At 41.1% G+C, this 18,332-nt stretch carries 17 protein-coding genes; 5 read left to right on the top strand and 12 right to left on the bottom strand.

Features of this window, described 5'->3' with window-relative positions; all coding sequences use genetic code 11:
* The 4 genes from fliF to flgB are packed head-to-tail and all read right to left on the bottom strand — an operon-like array spanning position 1 to position 2,782.
* On the bottom strand, positions 1–1,623 hold the full coding sequence (fliF, locus tag EGX73_RS06075) for a flagellar basal-body MS-ring/collar protein FliF (protein ID WP_003129041.1): 1,623 nt from the start codon (positions 1,621–1,623) through the stop codon (positions 1–3).
* A gap of 27 nt (positions 1,624–1,650) precedes the next feature.
* Complete coding sequence (gene fliE, locus EGX73_RS06070; RefSeq protein WP_003129040.1) at positions 1,651–1,974, bottom strand: flagellar hook-basal body complex protein FliE; 324 nt, start codon at positions 1,972–1,974, stop codon at positions 1,651–1,653.
* 7 nt (positions 1,975–1,981) lie between these two features.
* Complete coding sequence (gene flgC / locus EGX73_RS06065) at positions 1,982–2,398, bottom strand: flagellar basal body rod protein FlgC (protein WP_003129038.1); 417 nt, start codon at positions 2,396–2,398, stop codon at positions 1,982–1,984.
* Positions 2,399–2,419: 21 nt separating this feature from the next.
* Positions 2,420–2,782 (bottom strand): flagellar basal body rod protein FlgB, encoded by a 363-nt coding sequence (gene flgB / locus EGX73_RS06060; RefSeq protein ID WP_029487341.1) that lies wholly within the window; start codon positions 2,780–2,782, stop codon positions 2,420–2,422.
* 624 nt (positions 2,783–3,406) lie between these two features.
* On the opposite strand from flgB, the gene motA reads away from it, so the two are divergent.
* Together motA and EGX73_RS06050 are read left to right on the top strand one after the other, a co-directional pair.
* Entirely contained in the window at positions 3,407–4,171 is a 765-nt protein-coding gene (gene motA, locus EGX73_RS06055) for a flagellar motor stator protein MotA (protein ID WP_003129033.1), read from the top strand.
* Positions 4,172–4,184: 13 nt separating this feature from the next.
* Positions 4,185–4,949, top strand: a complete 765-nt coding sequence (locus EGX73_RS06050) for a flagellar motor protein MotB (protein WP_003129032.1) — start codon at positions 4,185–4,187, stop codon at positions 4,947–4,949.
* A 145-nt stretch (positions 4,950–5,094) separates the two neighbouring features.
* Here the strand turns inward: EGX73_RS06050 and EGX73_RS06045 are convergent, their stop codons facing one another.
* Together EGX73_RS06045 and ppdK are read right to left on the bottom strand one after the other, a co-directional pair.
* On the bottom strand, positions 5,095–7,140 hold the full coding sequence (locus tag EGX73_RS06045; RefSeq protein WP_003129030.1) for a methyl-accepting chemotaxis protein: 2,046 nt from the start codon (positions 7,138–7,140) through the stop codon (positions 5,095–5,097).
* Between the two features lie 515 nt (positions 7,141–7,655).
* Entirely contained in the window at positions 7,656–10,256 is a 2,601-nt protein-coding gene (gene ppdK / locus EGX73_RS06040; RefSeq protein ID WP_123866821.1) for a pyruvate, phosphate dikinase, read from the bottom strand.
* Positions 10,257–10,436: 180 nt separating this feature from the next.
* Here ppdK and EGX73_RS06035 point away from each other — a divergent pair, with 180 nt between their 5' ends.
* The 3 genes from EGX73_RS06035 to EGX73_RS06025 are packed head-to-tail and all read left to right on the top strand — an operon-like array spanning position 10,437 to position 13,761.
* Positions 10,437–11,072 (top strand): helix-turn-helix transcriptional regulator, encoded by a 636-nt coding sequence (locus tag EGX73_RS06035; protein ID WP_123866820.1) that lies wholly within the window; start codon positions 10,437–10,439, stop codon positions 11,070–11,072.
* Positions 11,073–11,084: 12 nt separating this feature from the next.
* Positions 11,085–11,903: a pyruvate, water dikinase regulatory protein gene (locus EGX73_RS06030; protein WP_003129026.1), complete on the top strand. Its 819-nt coding sequence runs from the start codon at positions 11,085–11,087 to the stop codon at positions 11,901–11,903.
* Positions 11,887–13,761 (top strand): fructose-1,6-bisphosphatase, encoded by a 1,875-nt coding sequence (locus EGX73_RS06025; RefSeq protein WP_123866819.1) that lies wholly within the window; start codon positions 11,887–11,889, stop codon positions 13,759–13,761. Before EGX73_RS06030 ends, EGX73_RS06025 begins: the two co-directional genes overlap by 17 nt.
* Before the next feature lie 59 nt (positions 13,762–13,820).
* On the opposite strand, the gene EGX73_RS06020 is transcribed toward EGX73_RS06025, so the two are convergent.
* The 6 genes from EGX73_RS06020 to EGX73_RS05995 form a co-directional block, all read right to left on the bottom strand.
* Positions 13,821–14,234, bottom strand: coding sequence for a phosphate-starvation-inducible PsiE family protein (locus EGX73_RS06020; protein WP_005473005.1), 414 nt, complete (start codon positions 14,232–14,234; stop codon positions 13,821–13,823).
* 172 nt (positions 14,235–14,406) lie between these two features.
* Complete coding sequence (locus EGX73_RS06015; protein ID WP_003129023.1) at positions 14,407–15,024, bottom strand: hypothetical protein; 618 nt, start codon at positions 15,022–15,024, stop codon at positions 14,407–14,409.
* A gap of 227 nt (positions 15,025–15,251) precedes the next feature.
* Positions 15,252–15,752, bottom strand: coding sequence for a general stress protein (locus EGX73_RS06010; RefSeq protein ID WP_003129022.1), 501 nt, complete (start codon positions 15,750–15,752; stop codon positions 15,252–15,254).
* Between the two features lie 158 nt (positions 15,753–15,910).
* Entirely contained in the window at positions 15,911–17,065 is a 1,155-nt protein-coding gene (locus EGX73_RS06005; RefSeq protein ID WP_003129021.1) for a glycoside hydrolase family 105 protein, read from the bottom strand.
* Positions 17,053–17,466, bottom strand: a complete 414-nt coding sequence (locus EGX73_RS06000; protein WP_021148958.1) for an RDD family protein — start codon at positions 17,464–17,466, stop codon at positions 17,053–17,055. The genes EGX73_RS06005 and EGX73_RS06000 overlap by 13 nt, the downstream gene beginning before the upstream one ends.
* Positions 17,467–17,470: 4 nt before the next feature.
* Positions 17,471–18,328, bottom strand: a complete 858-nt coding sequence (locus EGX73_RS05995) for a carbohydrate ABC transporter permease (protein ID WP_003129018.1) — start codon at positions 18,326–18,328, stop codon at positions 17,471–17,473.
* Positions 18,329–18,332 lie beyond the last annotated feature (4 nt).

Here is an 18,332-nt window from a genome sequence, read left to right as displayed (position 1 = left end):
TTATTTTTCTTTCATCCAAGCTTTGATTAATTCCGCCGCTACTTCAGGATTGCTTTCGGCATAATTTCTAGCCGTTTGATCCAATGTTGGTTCTCCTGAATGTTCTGCTGCGGTTTCTTGTGTGGATGCTTCTGGCGCCGCTGGTTTCGTTTCAGCAGACCGATTGCCGACACCACCAAAAACGACTTCTTGTGCAACTGTCGGACTTGCTCCAGTGCTAACTGCGGACGGTTGTGCAAAAGTGACCATTTCCTCCGTCACATCGACTTCCAGCTCGTCTTCTTTACGACGACGTCGGATCACGCCAACGATCATTAAGATCACTAAGAACAAGGTCAACACGATGCCGCCGATGATGGCATACTTGAGATAACCTTTGGCAGCTGCAATCGGTTCATTCCCTTGCGGATCAGCGGCTGGATCAACCTCTGCTTGGGCAAAGTCAAATCCTTGGATCGCGATTTGATCACCACGGTCATTGTCATAGCCGACAGCACTAGCAATCAACTGCTGCAATTCTGCTTGATCCGCTTGCGAAAGGTTCGCATTGATCACGATCGAGCTGGTCATTCGTTCGATCATGCCAGGGGCCGTAATGGTCGTGGTGGTCTCGGTATCCAATTCGTTTTCAACGGAACGGCTGTAGGAATTGTTTCCCTCTCCATCTGTGCCCGTCACATTGGAGACATTGTCATCCACCGTGCCTGTTTGGGCTTCTTGGACGGTCCCTTGCGAACCAGCAGCCTGCACTGTCTCACTCTTGATCTCTGGGTCATCATAAGTGACTTTCTTTCGCTCGATCGAATCAAAATTCAAGTCTAAATTGATCGACACTTGGAATTTGTCTGCACCATAGATCGGTGTCAGCAACTTCGCTACTTTTTCTTCTAGCGTTTTTTCATAGGAATCTTTGATGGCAATGTATTTATTGTTCAGGCCACTTAATTGACTGGCTTCATCTTCGGTTCTAGTCAAGGTATTGCCCGCGCTATCAACGACTTTTACATTTTCTGGCTTCAGCTTTTCCACTGCGCCGGAAGTCAAGGTAACGATCCCTTGCACGGACTCGTCTGAGATCTGCTGATTTTTCAAGGTCAACACGATGGAGGCGGTTGGCGCACTTTCCTCAGAAGAAAAGACACTTTCTTCTGGCATCACGAGTAAAACTTTGGCGGATTTGACTGCATCGATCGACTCGATCGCTCGCTGTAGTTCGCCCGTTACTGCCCGCTGATACATGATTTTGCGGTCTTCGTCCGTTGTCATCATGTTGGCATCATCAAATAATTCAAAGCCTGTACTGGTATTTGGTAACTTATTGTCCACGGCAAGATTGATGCGGTATTCATCGACTTGGTCCTTATCGATCAAAATCGTCGTTCCATTGTCAGCTAATTTGTAGGCGATCTGCTGTTCCTCCAAATCCTTGCTGATCGTTCCCGCATCGGCATCGCTCAGATCCGTAAACAAGATACCGTATTCAATTCGCGTATTTAAATAATAAACAGCTGCTGTGATTCCGAGAACGCTGATAACGGAAAGAACAACGATCATTTTCTTTAAAGAGCTTTGCATTTGCCAACGGTCTTTGAGTTGTTCTGTCCATTCTTTCACTTTATCCATCATTTATCCTTATTCCCTCACCCACTGCTAAAACTGCATATTTTTCACGTCATTGTAAGCTTCTAAACACTTGTTTCTTACTTGAACGGCTGTTTGTAGCGCCAGTTGCGCCTCCGTCATACGAATCATCACATTGCCTAGATCGCTTTCATCGCCGGTGATCAAATTTACAGTATCTTGATCCATGACCGTCGTTTTTTGATTCAACTGATCGACCGCATGGGTCAAGTAGGAAGAAAACTGATTTTCCTTGGCGCCTGCAACACTGGTCTCGTTTGAAGCAGCCCCCGTGCCTAGTGTCCGCAAAACGTTTTGGTAGTCTGTTAATCCTGTCGTTAAAAGTCCATCCATTTTCTCGTTACCCCTTTGATATTTCTAATGCTTTTTTCAAGATCGTTTTATTCATTTCGGATGCAGAAACATTGGCTTCGTACGTTCGAACCGCTTGCAACATTGCCACCATTTCATCGGCAATATCCACATTTGATTGACCGACATATCCCTCATCGTTGGCAGCGGGATTGGTAGGATCATAGGTCAGCTTTTCTGTCTCATCGGCAGCGATCCCCGTCACTTTGACACCATATGTAGCCGGTGTTCCTTCGCGACTATTTTTTAAATTTTCTGAAAAAAGAATACTCTTTTTTTGATAAGCAGCTGTTGTTTGTGTTTGATTCGTATTTACATTTGCGATATTGCTGGAGATCGTATCTAGTTTTAACCGTTCCAATGCTAGACCGCTCGCATTGATCGTTAGTCCGTTAAACATACCCATTTGTTTTTCCTGCGCTTTCTATCAATTACTCAATACAAGGTTCATCATTTGCAAGCGTCCGTTGACTTGTGCGGTCAATGCACTGTAATATAACCCATTGGCTGCTTGATCCAACATCTCCACTTCAAGATCCACGTTATTGCCGTTGTCTTTGATGCTGGTAGTTGCATTTTCAGTGATTTTCGGTTTTACTTGAGAAACTGACGCTTCTGTTGCAGCGTCCGTCCCTGATGAAGCGAGTGCCTGCTTTAATTCGCTTTCAAACACGATGCGTTTTGCTTTGTACCCATCCGTGTTGACATTGGCGATATTAGACGAAATCAATTCTGCGCGTTGTGCAGAAACGTTCATGGCTGTTTTTAATAAATTATAGGTATCCAACAGTAATTGCTCCTTCCATATTCTGTACCAAATGCTTTTTTTATGGGCCAGAGAAAAATATATTTATTTTTTTCAATATTTTTTTATATTATAGATTAAAAAAACAAGAACACGTGATGTCATTATAGTAGAATTGCTTTTATTTTACAATTTGATTTTACAACTTTACAGATATGTCAGTTAAGTTACAATCATGTTATGTTATTTATTAAATTAGGTTTCATCACAAACTGATCAGCAAATTTAAAAAGAAGTCTCTCTCGATTAAACGCTTTATATGGCTATCTTTAGTTTTCTATAAAAGGATGCATTTTGATAAAAAAACGTTCATTATGTATATAAATGATTAACTTTTTTTTTACTGAACGCCTGTATAAATGGTAAAAAAACGAGAAATACTTCACCAAAAAACGATACCATCTGAAAATTTCCACAGGATCTACAAACTATACCATTCATAAAAAAGCTTGGACTTTTTATCCAAAAAAACAAAAATTAAAAGAATCAGTAATTTTATCTCAGTTATTTTTAGGATTATTTTTTTTGCTATTAAGAATAATTTTAATTCACCGATAAAAATAGAAAAGGGTTAAAGCCCGGAATAAAGAATTTGGGAGGACGCAACAAATGGATTTTTTCTTGCTGATCGGTATTATTTTAGGATTGATATCTGTGGTGGTTGGAATGATTGTAAAAGGGGCCAATGTGGCTGTCCTAATCAACCCCGCAGCCGCAATCATTATTTTCGTCGGTGTGATCGCAGCCGTTATCAATTCATTTCCCAGCAGTGATATCAAAAAAATCCCGAAAATCTTCGGCGTTCTGCTGAAAAATAAAGAATACGACTTAAAAACAACGATCAATACGATTGTTGAATTGGCCAACCAAGCACGTCGTGATGGTTTATTATCTCTTGAAGGCGCCATCCAAAACTTGGAAGATCCATTTTTAAGAAAAGGTTTAGAAATGGTGGTTGATGGCATTGCTGCCGAACAGATACAAGAAATCATGGAGAATGAGATCTATGGGATAGAAGAACGCCATCGTATTGGCTCGTCTATCTTCAAAACCGCTGGAACTAGCTCTCCAACTTTAGGGGTCTTGGGTGCCGTGATCGGGCTGATTGGGGCGCTAGGCAATCTAGAAGATGTAGAAGCTTTAGGACACATGATCTCAGCTGCCTTCGTGGCAACTCTTTATGGTATTTTCTTCGGTTATGTTCTGTTCATTCCCTTTAGCTCAAGGCTATCCTTGAAATCTGAGCAAGAAGTCCAAATGATGTCGATCATCGTTGAAGGGGTCTTAGCAATCCAAGCCGGACAATCGCCAAAAAGCATTGAGAAGAAGTTATATAGCTTGATCGATCCTAAAAAACGGGAAGAACAATTATAAAGGATGAACCGATATGAAGCGAAAAAAGAAACATGAAGAACACGTAGACGAAGCGTGGCTTTTGCCTTACTCAGATATGTTGACCTTACTGCTGGCTTTATTCATTGTCATGTTTGCTATGGCGAAAGTCGATGATGAGAAATTTCAAGAAATCAGAAGTGAATTTGGCACCATCCTTTCTAGTCACCATAGCAGCTCCTCTGTGATCGGATCCGTGATCGATATGGGGGAGACTAATACGGGAAAAAAAGCACCCACATCTACGGAAGCACAAGCACAGGAAGCCTCTGTACGGACTCAACTGGAAAATCAACAATTGCAAAAAATCAGCGATCAGCTATCACAAGAATTAGCTTCTTCAGGCCTAAAAGATCAAACAGAAGTTCGCTTAGAATCTGATGGGCTCCATATCACTTTGGCTAGCAGTATCCTGTTTACATCGGGCAGTGCTGAGATCACAGCCACCACTCGGCAGTCACTGGATTTGCTCTCTGACTCACTGAAAAAACTAAAAACCAACAAAATAGTGATTGCAGGTCATACCGATAACGTACCGGAAAAAGGCAATGGCCGATACCAATCCAACTGGGATCTCAGTTCGGCCCGTGCCATTAACGTTATGGAGTATTTCATCAGTAAAGGGGCCGTCTTAGAAAAGAATGCCGCAATTCAAGCCTTTGCTGATACGGAACCCAAAGCTGATAATAACACCCCGCAAGGCCGCTCGGAAAATCGTCGTGTAGAGATGATCATCCAGCGGACAGAAATGGCTCACTAACCAGCAATAATTGTTTATAAACATCTTCATGAAAAGCCAAGACTGCTGACATCAGTCTTGGCTTTTTTTGTAGCATCTTCTTTGATAGTAAAAAAACATTCGCCAGCTATGCTTTCGAATAGCTGATGAATGTTTTCTTCTTGTTCTATTTTTCCACTTCAAATCGATTAGTCAATCGCTTCAATTCTTCCGCGATGTCTCTTAGGTCTGCCACATGGTTGGTGAATTCATCCATGGTAGCTAAAACTTCTTCCGCGTTTGCGGAAACCTCTTGTGTACCAGCGGCATTTTCTTCCGTTGATGCAGAAATATTTTCTAAGTTTTCCAACACACTATTTTGAATGTTTTCAATACGTGCACTTGCTTCTTCAATATGATGAATACCTTCAATCATATAACTGCTGCGTTGAAATACTTCTTTTGAAGACGAAATTGCTTCTTTAATTAAGTTGGTTTGTCGTACGCCACCTTTTACAGAAGCTGACGTCTGTTTGACCATTTGACTAGATTGCTCACGAATTTCTTCAATAATCGCTTCGATTTCTTTGGTAGAAGCTTTACTTTGCTCCGCCAATTTACGGATTTCAGCAGCAACAACTGCAAACCCTTTACCGGACTCTCCCGCGCTGGCTGCCTCAATTGAAGCATTCAAAGCTAACAAGTTTGTTTGGTAAGAAATATCGTTGATGACCCCAATGATTGAATTGATGTTTTGGATACTATCATTCATTCCCGTCATGTTTGACATTAAGCGTTCCATCTGTGCCAATTCTTGACGCCAGCTGTCATCGACTTGATCCATGATCGTTAAGTTTTCTTGATTAATCTTCGTGGATTCTTGCGACTTGCTGCTCATTCCGCCAACGTTATCTCGTAATTCTTTAATTACTTGCGTAAGATTTTGCATTTGCGACACACTATATTCTGTTTCCTGAGCTTGTGCACCGGTAACTTCTGCAATACCCGTGATGGTTTGAGAGACTTCTTCTGTCGCAATATTGGTTTGTTTTGAAAGTTCCAATAAAGAATCGGACATTTCTGCGACACTACTACTTTCTTTTTGCACTTTTTGGATCAATGCGCCAGTGCCTTCGATCATCACATTATAATTGTCTGCCATTTGCTGAATCTCATTCCCAGTTTTATCTGGATAAACGACTCGACGGGCTAACTGGTCCCAAGTCCATTTTTCGCCTTTAACTCTTTTAGACTGGCTCATCTTCTCTAGTTTGCCTTCACCGACTTTTCTAAAGTAGTGATTGAAACAATCGATGATCGCTGCTACTATTTTAATGGCCGCATAGGAAACAAGTCCTACAAATAGCAACATCAGGATTGTGACGATGATCGTCGTGCGGACTAACGCTCCTAACTCTTTATCTAAATCACTGGCTTTGACTTCGGAATAAGCCCAAACATTGGAATCAGCAGATTTGTCGTACAACACATCGTTGACTTTATTTGAGTCGCCCAAACCGACCTTACCATTAGGATCTTTTGCTTCTTTGATCTTTTGGAATACTTCTTCTTCTTTGATATTCTTACCGATTTGTTTCGTGTTCTTTGAAGTGACAATGATCCCAGATTCTGAAACTAATGTAATATTTCCTGTTCGTCCAACGGTAAAGTCAGACAAAATGTCTTGAATGCTTTCATATGAAACATCTACACTCAAAACCCCTACTTGATTATGGGAATTCTTAATCATAATGGAGGCTGTTGTCACAAATTGGTTCGTTACCGTATCCAAATATGGGTCTGTCCAATATACTTCTCCTTCGGCTTTAACGGCCCCCTTGTACCAAGGACGAGTCGTTGGTTTGTAATCATCTGGCAAAGGGTTGAAGGTCACATACTCATCATCTTCCGTTCCAAATGTCACTTCTAGAAAGCTATTGGTTCCAGCAATTGCTAAAGAAAGATCTGAGCGGATACGTGCCATACTAAATTCTGTTTTCATGGATGGCAGTTCAGCCATTGACTTCAATTTTCTTTCCGTCGATTGACGTAAGCTTTTTTCTTCCGCCAAAATCAAATTAACGGCACTTTCTTTATTCAAATCATTTCGTTGAATCAATAAATCCTTTGTGGTCAAATAAGAACTTGTCAGCATGACAATGATCGGGATCCCCGCAACCAAAATCAAGGTGACCATCACATAAATTCCTATCGTTTTTTTCCTTTTTTTCACAAATGTGCCACTCCTTCATTTACAATTTCACACTATCCAATGAAGACTCGTCTGAAGACGACCCTCAGTAAGGATAATCGGTCATTTCACCGAACTATTAAGAGCGTTCATTAGTAGAAAATGCAGCCATTGCTTTTCCACCATACAAATAACACTGAACCGAAATCGTCCTGTAGGAGAAACCACTCAAAACAATAGCTAAAAACCTTGTAGAATCAACTAAAAAACCATACGGTGATACCGCATGGTTTAGTTAAACGAGCACAATAAGAATTTCCATAGAATCAAAAAACAACGATATATTTTTTCAACAGCCAAAGGTGGGCTTTTAGAACGATAGTAATAGACTCTTTTAGAAAACCGGTATACTGAAGATCAAATTACTTGAGAATGTTCGAGCTATTCATAAATTAACAGTTTAGAAAAACAGACAATTCGTTGGTAATGACCGCATGTTAACAACTTCATTGCAGACTCCACTCAAGTAGCAATATAGATGGTCAGAGTATAAGCAATTATGATGCAGACTGAGCAATTGCTAACCATGCCGCTGGAATCCGATATGGAGAGCATGAAACATAATCAACACCAATAGCCCGCAAGAATGCAATAGATTGTGGATCACCGCCTACTTCACCGCAAACACCAATTGCTTTTCCCTTCGTTTGCTGGCGAATCGAAGCCACCGCTTGTTCCATTAGTTGTCCTACTCCCGATTTATCAAGATGTTGATACGGATCCTCAGACAGGATTCCTTTATCTAAATAGCGTTGAATAAAACCAGCAGCATCGTCCCGTGAAAATCCAAAAGTCATTTGCGTCAGGTCATTGGTCCCAAAACTGAAAAAATCAGCTAGCGGAGCTAATTCTTTTGTTAATAAACATGCTCTTGGTGTTTCTAGCATCATCCCAATCTTGAAAGGTACTTCTTTCTGATAGTGGGCAAAAATTTGCCGAATGTACGTTTCAAGACGTTCTCTCAAAACGCGCATTTCTTCCGGAATACTGATCAAAGGCAGCATAATCTCAGGATAAACAACACTTCCTGCATCAGAAGCTTGTAGTGCCGCTTCGATAATTGCAGCTGTCTGCATCTCATAAATCTCAGGATAAGTAATTCCTAGACGGCTTCCTCGATGCCCCATCATCGGATTTACTTCTTGTAGATCATGGATTCGTTGCTTGATTTTTTCTAGAGAATAGCCGCTGCGCTTGGCCATTTCTTCATATTCTTGTGGTCGCGGTAAAAATTCATGCAACGGCGGATCCAACAAACGAATGACGCATTTCTGTTCTTTTGTCTGCAGTAATAACTCCTTGAAGTCATTTAACTGAAACGTTTTCAGCTGAGACAAAGCTACTTGTTTTTCTTCGGTCGTTTCAGCTAAAATCACTTGCCGCATCGGCCAGATTCGAGCTTCACCAAAAAACATATGCTCCGTTCGCGCTAGCCCGATACCTGCTGCTCCAAAAGAAGCTGCTGTCTTGATTTCTTCGATAGTTTCCGCATTTGCACGTACCACTAAGTCTGCTCTCTCTTTAGACCAGTCTAAAATCGTCTGCAGCAAACCAAAATCTTGCGAGGCAACCAGTGATAGCGCCCCTTGATACAGATTGCCTGTCGTCCCATCCACTGATAGATAGTCTCCTTCTTGAATGATTACTTCACCACATCGAGCTTGTTTCAAAAATGAATCGACAGCTAACTGATCACAACCTGCCACACAACATACTCCTAGTCCTCGGGCAACGACTGCCGCATGAGAAGTCATGCCGCCTCGAGAAGTCACGATGGCTTCACTAACGACCATCCCGTCAATGTCTTCCGGTGAAGTCTCTTGTCGCAATAATATGACTTTTTCTCCCGCTTGGTGTGCACTAACCGCTGCTTCTGCCGAAAAGTAAACACGACCTACCGCTGCACCGGGACTAGCAGGCAATCCTTGACCAAGAGGAGAAGCTTTCGCAAGGGATTCCGGAGAAAAGATAGGATGCAGCAACTGATCCAGCATGTCTGGTGTCAACCGATGCAGTGCTGTTTTCTTCGTGATCTTTCCTTCAGAAACTAGATCGATAGCAATCTGTACAGCTGCTTTGGCCGTCCGCTTCCCATTACGAGTCTGTAAAACAAATAATCGCCCTTCTTCAATGGTAAATTCGATATCTTGCATATCTTTGTAATGATTTTCCAGTAACTCGGCAATCGCCGAAAACTGCGCGTGGATTTCTGGTTGTGTTTTGGCTAAATCACTAATCGGTCTTGGCGTACGAACCCCCGCGACAACATCTTCTCCTTGTGCACAAGCGAGAAATTCACCAAATAATCCTCTGTGTCCTGTCGTCGGATCGCGAGTAAAAGCAACGCCAGTTCCACTTGCAGCACCACTATTGCCAAAAACCATTTCCTGAACAGTCACGGCTGTTCCTAGATCATGAGCAATTTTGTGGATTTTACGGTAAGTGATAGCCCGGGGATTATTCCACGAACGAAACACAGCTTGAACGGCTGATAATAATTGTTCCAGCGGATCTTGAGGGAATCGTTCTTGCGTATGTTCCATATAAATACTTTTGAAAACCTCGCAAATCTCTTGCCAGTCTGGAGCGACCATTGATTGGTCAGAAGGATATCCCTTTTTATGTTTATAGGTCGTTAAATAGGATTCAAAATGACTCTTATCGATCCCTTTAACAACATCCCCATACATTTGGATAAGGCGACGGTAGCAATCATAGGCAAATGTAGGATTCTTTGTATTCGCTGCCAGCGCCTGTACCGTTTGATCAGTTAACCCCAAGTTGAGAATCGTATCCATCATCCCCGGCATGGAATACTTTGCCCCACTGCGAACAGAAACCAGTAATGGCTGCTGGTTTCCGCCAAAAGACTTGTGGGTTCGTTCTTCCAATGTAGCTACTGCTCGAATAATTTCTTCTACCAACGGCTGTGTAAGTTGCTGGTTTTCTAAAAATTGTCGGCAAACATCTGTTGTAACAATAAATCCCGCAGGAACAGGCAACCCGATACTGGTCATTTCAGCTAAATTTGCTCCTTTCCCTCCTAATAGCTCTTTTTGATCTTTCGTACCTTCTGAGAACCAAACGATATTCTTCATTTTTTTCCGCCTTCCTAATGTGATATACTATTAAACTTAAAACGAAGTATATAGCGTACATCATTGATTCGTCAAGAAGAAATTTTTAAGAAAAATTCGCGCCAAAATCCTTTATTGCATTTTCCACGCGGAAAATATATAATAAATAGCATATCACATTTATTTAAAGAAGGTGACACATTGGAATTGACAAAGCGACAACTTAAAATCATTGAAATCGTAAAAGACAATCAACCTATCAGTGGTGAAACCATCGCAAAAAAACTAGGATTCAGCCGTGCTACTTTGCGCAATGATCTCTCTATCCTGACAATGACTGGATTACTCGATGCCCGGCCCAAGGTCGGTTATTTTTATACCGGACAGACCGTAGAACCGCTGTTGTTTGATAAGCTATACCATGCAAAAGTAGCAGAGATTATGATCCCACCGTTAATGATTGAGCAATTCGTTTCGGTATATGATGCTGTGACAACCCTATTCATGTATGATGTCGGGTCTCTTTATGTGAAAAATGCAGAAGAGGAACTAATTGGTGTTCTATCCCGCAAAGACCTTCTGCGCTTCGCTATCAGCAATTCAGCAGCAGAAAAAACACCGGTGGCAATGATCATGACGCGAATGCCGAATATCGTCACGATTACTGCCGACCAAACTATTTTGACTGCAGGTACCTTATTAGCTAGGCATGAAATAGATACACTCCCTGTTGTTGATGCTGAGAATCCAAAAAAAGTCATTGGTAAAATAACCAAGTCTAAAATTATGAACTACTATATCCAAGCAGGCAATGCGATCGAAAACAATCAATTCTAAGGAGCGAAAAAAATGAAGAATGTTCGACTATATTTGATTTCAGATTCCGTTGGTGAAACAGCACAAAAATTGATTAGTGCCGTTTCCGCACAATTTCCTACGATCGATCTATCCGATATTCAACTGTATCCTTTTACAAATGATGAAGAGAGCTTATTGGAAATCTTACAAGATGCTTTACTGGATAAATCGATTGTTGTGACGACGCTTGTTAACAAAGATTTAGTGAAATTTGTCGAAGCCTTTGCTAAACGCACCGGTCTTCAACATGTCGATTTCATGACGCCATTGATCTCAGTAATCGAAGCAACCGTCGGGCTACAAGCAGTTCAGGAACCTGGCGCAATCCATCGTTTAAATCAAGAATACTTCAGTCGTGTTGCTGCAATGGAGTTTGCAGTGAAGTATGATGACGGCAAGGATCCTCGTGGTTTTCTCGATGCTGACATCGTATTGCTCGGTGTTTCCCGTACTTCCAAGACACCGTTAAGTCTATATATGGCTAATCGTGGTTACAAAGTGGCTAATCTGCCTTTAATACCTGAGGTCGCTTTACCCAAAGAGATCAATCAAATCGATCCCAAAAAAATGATCGGGCTCACTACAAATTCTGACTCACTCGTCGAAATACGCCGTTCTCGACTGGCTTCATTAGGGTTGAAAGAAACTACTAACTATACAGAACCAAGCCGGATCGATGATGAACTAGCCTATGCGAATCAATTATTCCAACAGCTAGGAATCAATGTAATCGATGTCAGCAAACGGTCGATCGAAGAAAGTTCGATGTTGATCGAAGAATTTTACAAAAATAATGCCTATGCACACTGAAGATCAATTAAATGATTTCATTGAGATTATCAATTTAGAGGCGATCCAGCAGTTACCTAAAGCAACCGAACACTTTGTCAGTGATCTGCACGGTGAATATGAAGCTTTTGATCATATCTTGCGCAATGGTTCAGGCAGCATTCGGGAAAAAGTCGAAACATTGTTTCAATACTCACTGACAGCTGCTGAGAAGACCGAGCTATGTTTTTTGATTTACTATCCAAAAGAAGTATTGCAAGAAAAAGACTATCCGCATGAGGATTGGATCCAATTAATGACTCAACTGGTCAAAGTGGCTCGTTTTACTTCCAGCAAATATACGCGGTCCAAAGTTCGAAAAGCTTTACCAAAACAATTTGCTTATATTTTAGAAGAATTGCTGTATCAATATGACTCGGACTTCAACAAAGAAGCCTATTATAAAGCGATTTTTGATAAGATCATCGACTTATCCTTAGCGCCTCTATTTTGTGAACAGCTAGCATTTTTGATTCAGCGTTTTGTCGTTGATCACCTACATGTTATTGGGGATATTTATGACCGGGGACCCGCACCTGATAAAATCATCGACCGGCTCATGGCGCTTCCTTCTTTGGATATCCAATTAGGGAACCATGATATTTTGTGGATCGGGAGTTACTGCGGTTCTTTCCCTTGTTTGGCAAGTACCATACGGATCGCTGCACGGTATGGAAATTTAGCATTGTTGAAAGAAGGCTATGGCATCGACCTCTCTAAAGCCATAGCATTTAGTCGTAAACATTATCAAGAAAATAAGGGGTTTTATCCTAAGAAAACTGTTGATGATCTTTCCGAAGAGGAAATTCACGACGCAATGCTCCTCCAGCAAGCCTTTGCAATCATTCAATTCAAGGTAGAGGCCGCTGTGATCAAACGACGCCCCGAATTTCAATTAGCGGATCGTTTGCTATTGGGTAAAATCACAAAGGATTTGCAGATTCAGCTAGAGGATCACTTTGAGCCTCTGATCCATGCTTGCTTTCAATTGGTTGATCCCGAAGCACCCTATCTTTTGACTGATGAAGAGCAAAAAGTACTGGAGGATCTTCTCAAACAATTTCAATCCTCCGAAAGGTTAGCAACCCATGTACGTTTTCTAGTAGAAAAAGGCACGATCTATCAAATTTATAATGGCAATCTACTGTACCACGGTTGCATCCCCTGTCATCCTGATGGTCGCTTCCTTTCAGTGTCCTTTGGAAAAACCTCTTATCAGGGCAAAGCATTGATGGATTTCTTTCAAGAATGTGTAAAACAGAGTTTCGCAACACCAGAAAGGACCGACGATCTGGCGACCGATGTCCTTTGGTATCTCTGGTGCGGAGAAGGGTCTTCTCTTTTCGGTAAAAAATCCATGAAAACCTTCGAGCGCTATTTCATCAGTAATAAACACACGCATATTGAAGAAAAAAACGCCTACTATACCCTAAGAGAAAAAGAAGTATTTTGCCGTCGCTTATTCGCTGCGTTTGGATTAGACTCGACAGGACACATCATTAACGGCCACACACCAGTAAAAGTGAAAAAAGGAGAGACGCCAATCAAAGCCAATGGGCACCTACTGGTAATTGACGGTGGCTTATCCCGCTCCTATCAGGAAGTTACCGGTATCGCCGGTTACACGCTGCTATCTAATTCTTTTGGGATGACACTTGCTGCTCACCAACCATTTACAGATCGTCAGACAGCAATCAAGGAGCGGAAGGATCTAATGACGCAAAAGAAAATCATCCTCCGCCAAACCAAACGAATCACTGTACGGCAAACGGATATTGGGAAGCAACTACAAGCAGAAAGTGCTAGTTTGTTCGCAAAAAATAATCCTATCAATAACTGAGACATTCAGTTTACTGATAGGATTATTTTTGATTTCTAAGTAACTTTCTGATTTATTTTTCAGATATCTTTGGAGCTATGAAAAGATTTCAACTTCTCTAATGCTTGTAAAACAAAAATCAGCACTAAAATCGCCAGCGCCAAAAACAACGTCTCCAGTCCTTTTCCTTGTGCCAACAATAACTCACGTAAAATCGCCGTGATACTGATTAGAATCAGATAACGAACAGGAATATGATGTCCTTCTTTTACATACCGCAATAACATCAAAATGATTTCAAGTAAAATAAATAGTGTAGCAATCTCTTCAATCAAAAAGGATAGATCACTGACTTTTGTCAAAGGAATGACATAAGTAACGATTTTATAAATTGCTTCTGCCATCACAACCAATACCAATACAACTAAAATTGCTAACATAATATCGACAACAGCACTGATCAGCTTTTCAAAGTTTTTAAAATATTTGCCCATAGCGCGCCCCCTTTTCACCTCATTATAAGCGAATTTAATGAAATTACTTTGTGATATGCTTGAAAAAGATGCTTTTTTATTGCACAAAATAATCACTCAATACTTCAGCAAATAGATGAATAGTCGTAAGGGATTCGCTGGTTTAAAACTCTGACTATCTTAGCCGAAGCGCTTATCTAAAAAAGGCATCAAATGGTTCTTCTAAAAGAAGTTTTAATGGTTCTGATCCATCCGCAGCATTGGCCGGATCATTACTATCAATCGGTGTATCACCAGCTTCTGTGCTCTCTTCACTTTCGTCAGAAGTAGTTGTGCCTGTACTGCTTGAACTGCTAGATGAAGAGGTTGAACTACTCGTACTTGAGCTGCTGCTAGAGGAGCTCGTCGTTTCGGATGTACTAGTCGTAGTATCAGAATTTGCTGATCCATTATTGGAAGTGCTAGATGCTGTATCTGTCTCCTTCACTACTGCTTCACTACTGTCAGCTATACTTTCTGATTCTGTAGACGGAATGGCCGATGAATCTTCATTTGATTTTGTTCCACTGGTCTGTGCAGTTGTTTCGGAGTAGGAACTGACCCGTGCTTCATAAAAAGTTTCACTGGTTGTTTCCGTTTCAGACGTACTTGTTTCGGCAACCTGCACTGGTGCTTCAGAAGATGGCTCCGAAGAATTGCGCTGGAACGGGGCCGCAACAAAAGCATTTACGTCTTGATCAATTGCCATACTCAACATAATCGTGACAAAACAACTAACGAGTGCTGACTGCAAATTAAATTTCAACTTCATTGCTATCCCTCACCTTCTCTTTATATGAAGTACCGTGCATTTTTTTGAAGAAATGGTTTTCTCCATCTATTATACAAAAAAAAGAAACGAGCAACAAATTAAGAATTCGTTGCAGCAATTGTCCCGTATTTTACAAGCTTAACATCTGAAATACAAAGAAATAACAGCCATTGCAGGGCTGCTATTTCTTTGATTATAAGCCGACCATTTACTGGATGGGATCTTTTTTATAAATTACGCAAGTGATTTGGGTCATTAATTGGTGTTTCGATATCACTATCTCCCATTCGAGGGGTCGGATGAACCGATTCATCAGGCATTGCTGTCTCACCTGTAACAGGCTGATCAATGATCGCTGTATCTGTTTCTTCGATTCGATCGGTTGCGTGATAATCGTAGACTCCTACCACTAAACGATCCTGCTCAAGGTCGTCACGATAGGCAAATAAAGGATCACTCTCATCATCAATCGTCCGATGGTCATAGTCGCCAAATGAGAAAGCATCTTTGATTTTTTCCCACATTGAACGATCATCATCTGATCCTCCAGTCGCTTCTACTTCTGCACTACTTAACGTATCTAAGCCAAACTGCTCGATGATCGTTGCATTCGCAAACAAAACAATGTCGTCTTTGTTGTACCCTTCGTTTCGCAATTGATCAATTGCTGTCAATGCTTCAGCCCGAGTGTCGTAACTGCCAATAATCGTCAGGTTTCTTTTATCCATTTGAAAGCCTCCTTATTTTGTGTACGCGTGAAATCGGTCTATCTTTCAGCACTTGCCTTTTCATTGAAGGAAGTTGCCTACCATTTCATTGTATCTTACTCTGCGAAGGAGACCAAATGGTTTGTTTGCGCTTACGAAAATGATAAGAATCACTGTCTTTATTGGTTCTGCAGTTGCAACCATTCACTGTAAGCATAAACGAACGGACCGATGCCTTTAGCATCATCGTTGACAACTGGCTCTGAAATATAATACTCATAGGAGCCATCTCTGATTTTGTAGTTGCCTTTTCCAGGCATCCCCCCTAAGCCAGCAACTAAACAGATATCTTTCAATGTAAATTCTCCGTTTTTAATAACCAATTTGTGCTTTACAAGAGCGCGTAGGATCGTCTCGCCGATTATTTTATATTGTGAAGGAAGAATAGCTAATCGACTGGCTTTTAGCATCACATAACTCAAAGCAGCAGATCCACTCGTCTCTAAATAATTGTCTTCACCGTCTGGTCTATCTGTTACTTGAAAAAAGAGACTCGTTTTTGGATCTTGATAAGCCATTACTGCACCTACAAGTTCTGTTACATAGCGCTGCAACTGCTGCTTTTCTTGGAGATAGCCTTCATGGGACAGTAAAACTTCAAGTGTGTCAACTAATGCCATAGCATACCATCCAAGAGAACGAGTCCAAAAGTTTGCGCTACAACCTGTCTTTGGATGCGCCCAAAATGCAGTTCTCGTACAGTCGTATCCGTGATACAGCAATCCTGTTCGCGGATCTTTCATTGACTCCATGACATTTTTGAATTGCCCAATCACATCACTAACATCTGCGGAGTTGCCAAACGTTAGTTGGTATTGGATCGCAAATGGTTGAACCATGTATAAACCATCTAGCCAAACTTGTTGCGGGTAGACCAGCTTATGCCACATGCTTCCTTCCTTAGTGCGCGGTTGCAACAAAACTTGCCGATACAGATTATCTAGAGCCTTGCGGTATTTGCTTTTCTTAGTGATTGCATATAACTGAAACAATAGTTTTCCTTCATTGATTGCGTCACAGTTATATTCTTTTTCATCGTACCCCAATGGATTCCCTGCCTCATCAATGTAGTGATCAATAAAGGTTTCAACAAACGCAAGATAATTCTCGTCTTGTGTTGCATTAAACATGTATTGGATCGCCAGAATCATGCAGCCATCGATATAACTCCAACGGATTGGATGATTGGCTAATCGAGCCTCTTGATTCCAAATAGGTGCTTCTGGCGAAGAATGTGCGATTACTTGATCCAAAAATTGTCTTATTTCTTCCAACTATTTTCTCCTTTACCAATTCTTAACTTTGTATGTGTAGATGCCTCATGCCCTCCTTCTTTGCCAAACAGTAGCGGCAGGCAAATGAAGAAACAGCTGGCTAGTTTGCATAAAATCTCTCGTTGAAAAATGACTGCCACTGGAACATTTTTGCGATATTTATCTGTTGAAACGATCTGCAGCTGAAAGAATGCTTTTCCAATCGTCTGCTGATTTTGCATGAATGGATATTGCAGTGCAAAATACATAACACACATCAAACAAATCGCAGTCAAAACAGCAACAAAGTCATTATTGATGACCCGACCGATTAGCGGAATTCCTCCTACAAAGATAAGAAATATGGTTAAAATCCCTAAAACAAAATCAACGATTTGTGCGAGAATTCTTCTGATCAACATATGACTACTCTTTACTTCCTGTAGAAGCAACGCCATCAATAAAGTACCGTGATCCCATAAAGAAAATTGCGATCATAGGCAACAGCCCCAAACAAGAAGCAGCGAATACTCTCCCATAGGAGACCATTGCTTCACCGTCTAATAATTGTTTCAATGCTACTGATAGAACCGTTTTATCTGAACTATTCAAATAAATCAATGGTCCTTGGAAATCATTCATGCCCCACATAAAGCTTAGCAAGGCAACGGTAATCAGAATTGGTTTGATTACGGGAATGATGATTTTGAACAAAATCTGAAATTCATTACACCCGTCCATCACTGCCGCTTCATCTAACTCTCTAGGAATTGTTCGCATAAATTGAATGATCATAAATACAAAAAACGAAGAACTAGCAAAAATATCCGCTACATAAAGGCTGGCAAAACTATCCAAAAGTCCCACCTCACGGTACAACAGATACAGTGGAATGCGAAAAGCCAGTTCTGGCATCAATAATGTAACGATCACGGCACCAAAGACAAATTTTTTCCCTTTAAACGATTTTCGTGCAATCACATAGGCGGTAATCACACAAGATAAAACTGTAAAAATCGTTTTTGGAATCAAAAATTTCAGTGTATTCCCAAAGAAAAACCAGATAGAATGGTCTCGCGTCAACTGCCAAGCATCGGAAAAATTCGTTGTAACCACACGGTCACTTGGCGGGAAAATACTCAAGCTACCAAAAATGTCCCGGTTCTCTTTAAACGCAGAACCAATCATCCAAAACAACGGATAAATCAAGATAATCCCCACACCAATCAATAATCCATAACGAATGATTTCATTCATCCGTCTTCGAGATTTACTCATTTCCATTATT

The sequence above is a fragment of the Enterococcus sp. FDAARGOS_553 genome, assembly GCF_003812305.1.
Taxonomy (GTDB): domain Bacteria; phylum Bacillota; class Bacilli; order Lactobacillales; family Enterococcaceae; genus Enterococcus_D; species Enterococcus_D gallinarum.
The sequence above is the reverse complement of the archived record's forward strand: the minus strand, read 5'-3'. Positions and strand labels throughout refer to the sequence as shown.

What these genes read in the sequence shown, in the direction of transcription:
- motA (WP_003129033.1), top strand. Translation starts at nt 3,407, where the DNA reads ATGGATTTTTTCTTGCTGATCGGTATTATTTTAGGATTGATATCTGTG.
- EGX73_RS06020 (WP_005473005.1), bottom strand. Translation starts at nt 14,234, where the DNA reads ATGGGCAAATATTTTAAAAACTTTGAAAAGCTGATCAGTGCTGTTGTC.
- flgC (WP_003129038.1), bottom strand. Translation starts at nt 2,398, where the DNA reads ATGGGTATGTTTAACGGACTAACGATCAATGCGAGCGGTCTAGCATTG.
- EGX73_RS06010 (WP_003129022.1), bottom strand. Translation starts at nt 15,752, where the DNA reads ATGGATAAAAGAAACCTGACGATTATTGGCAGTTACGACACTCGGGCT.
- fliE (WP_003129040.1), bottom strand. Translation starts at nt 1,974, where the DNA reads ATGGATGGACTTTTAACGACAGGATTAACAGACTACCAAAACGTTTTG.
- EGX73_RS06030 (WP_003129026.1), top strand. Translation starts at nt 11,085, where the DNA reads ATGAAGAATGTTCGACTATATTTGATTTCAGATTCCGTTGGTGAAACA.
- ppdK (WP_123866821.1), bottom strand. Translation starts at nt 10,256, where the DNA reads ATGAAGAATATCGTTTGGTTCTCAGAAGGTACGAAAGATCAAAAAGAG.
- EGX73_RS05995 (WP_003129018.1), bottom strand. Translation starts at nt 18,328, where the DNA reads ATGGAAATGAGTAAATCTCGAAGACGGATGAATGAAATCATTCGTTAT.
- fliF (WP_003129041.1), bottom strand. Translation starts at nt 1,623, where the DNA reads ATGGATAAAGTGAAAGAATGGACAGAACAACTCAAAGACCGTTGGCAA.
- EGX73_RS06025 (WP_123866819.1), top strand. Translation starts at nt 11,887, where the DNA reads ATGCCTATGCACACTGAAGATCAATTAAATGATTTCATTGAGATTATC.
- EGX73_RS06050 (WP_003129032.1), top strand. Translation starts at nt 4,185, where the DNA reads ATGAAGCGAAAAAAGAAACATGAAGAACACGTAGACGAAGCGTGGCTT.
- EGX73_RS06000 (WP_021148958.1), bottom strand. Translation starts at nt 17,466, where the DNA reads ATGTTGATCAGAAGAATTCTCGCACAAATCGTTGATTTTGTTTTAGGG.
- EGX73_RS06015 (WP_003129023.1), bottom strand. Translation starts at nt 15,024, where the DNA reads ATGAAGTTGAAATTTAATTTGCAGTCAGCACTCGTTAGTTGTTTTGTC.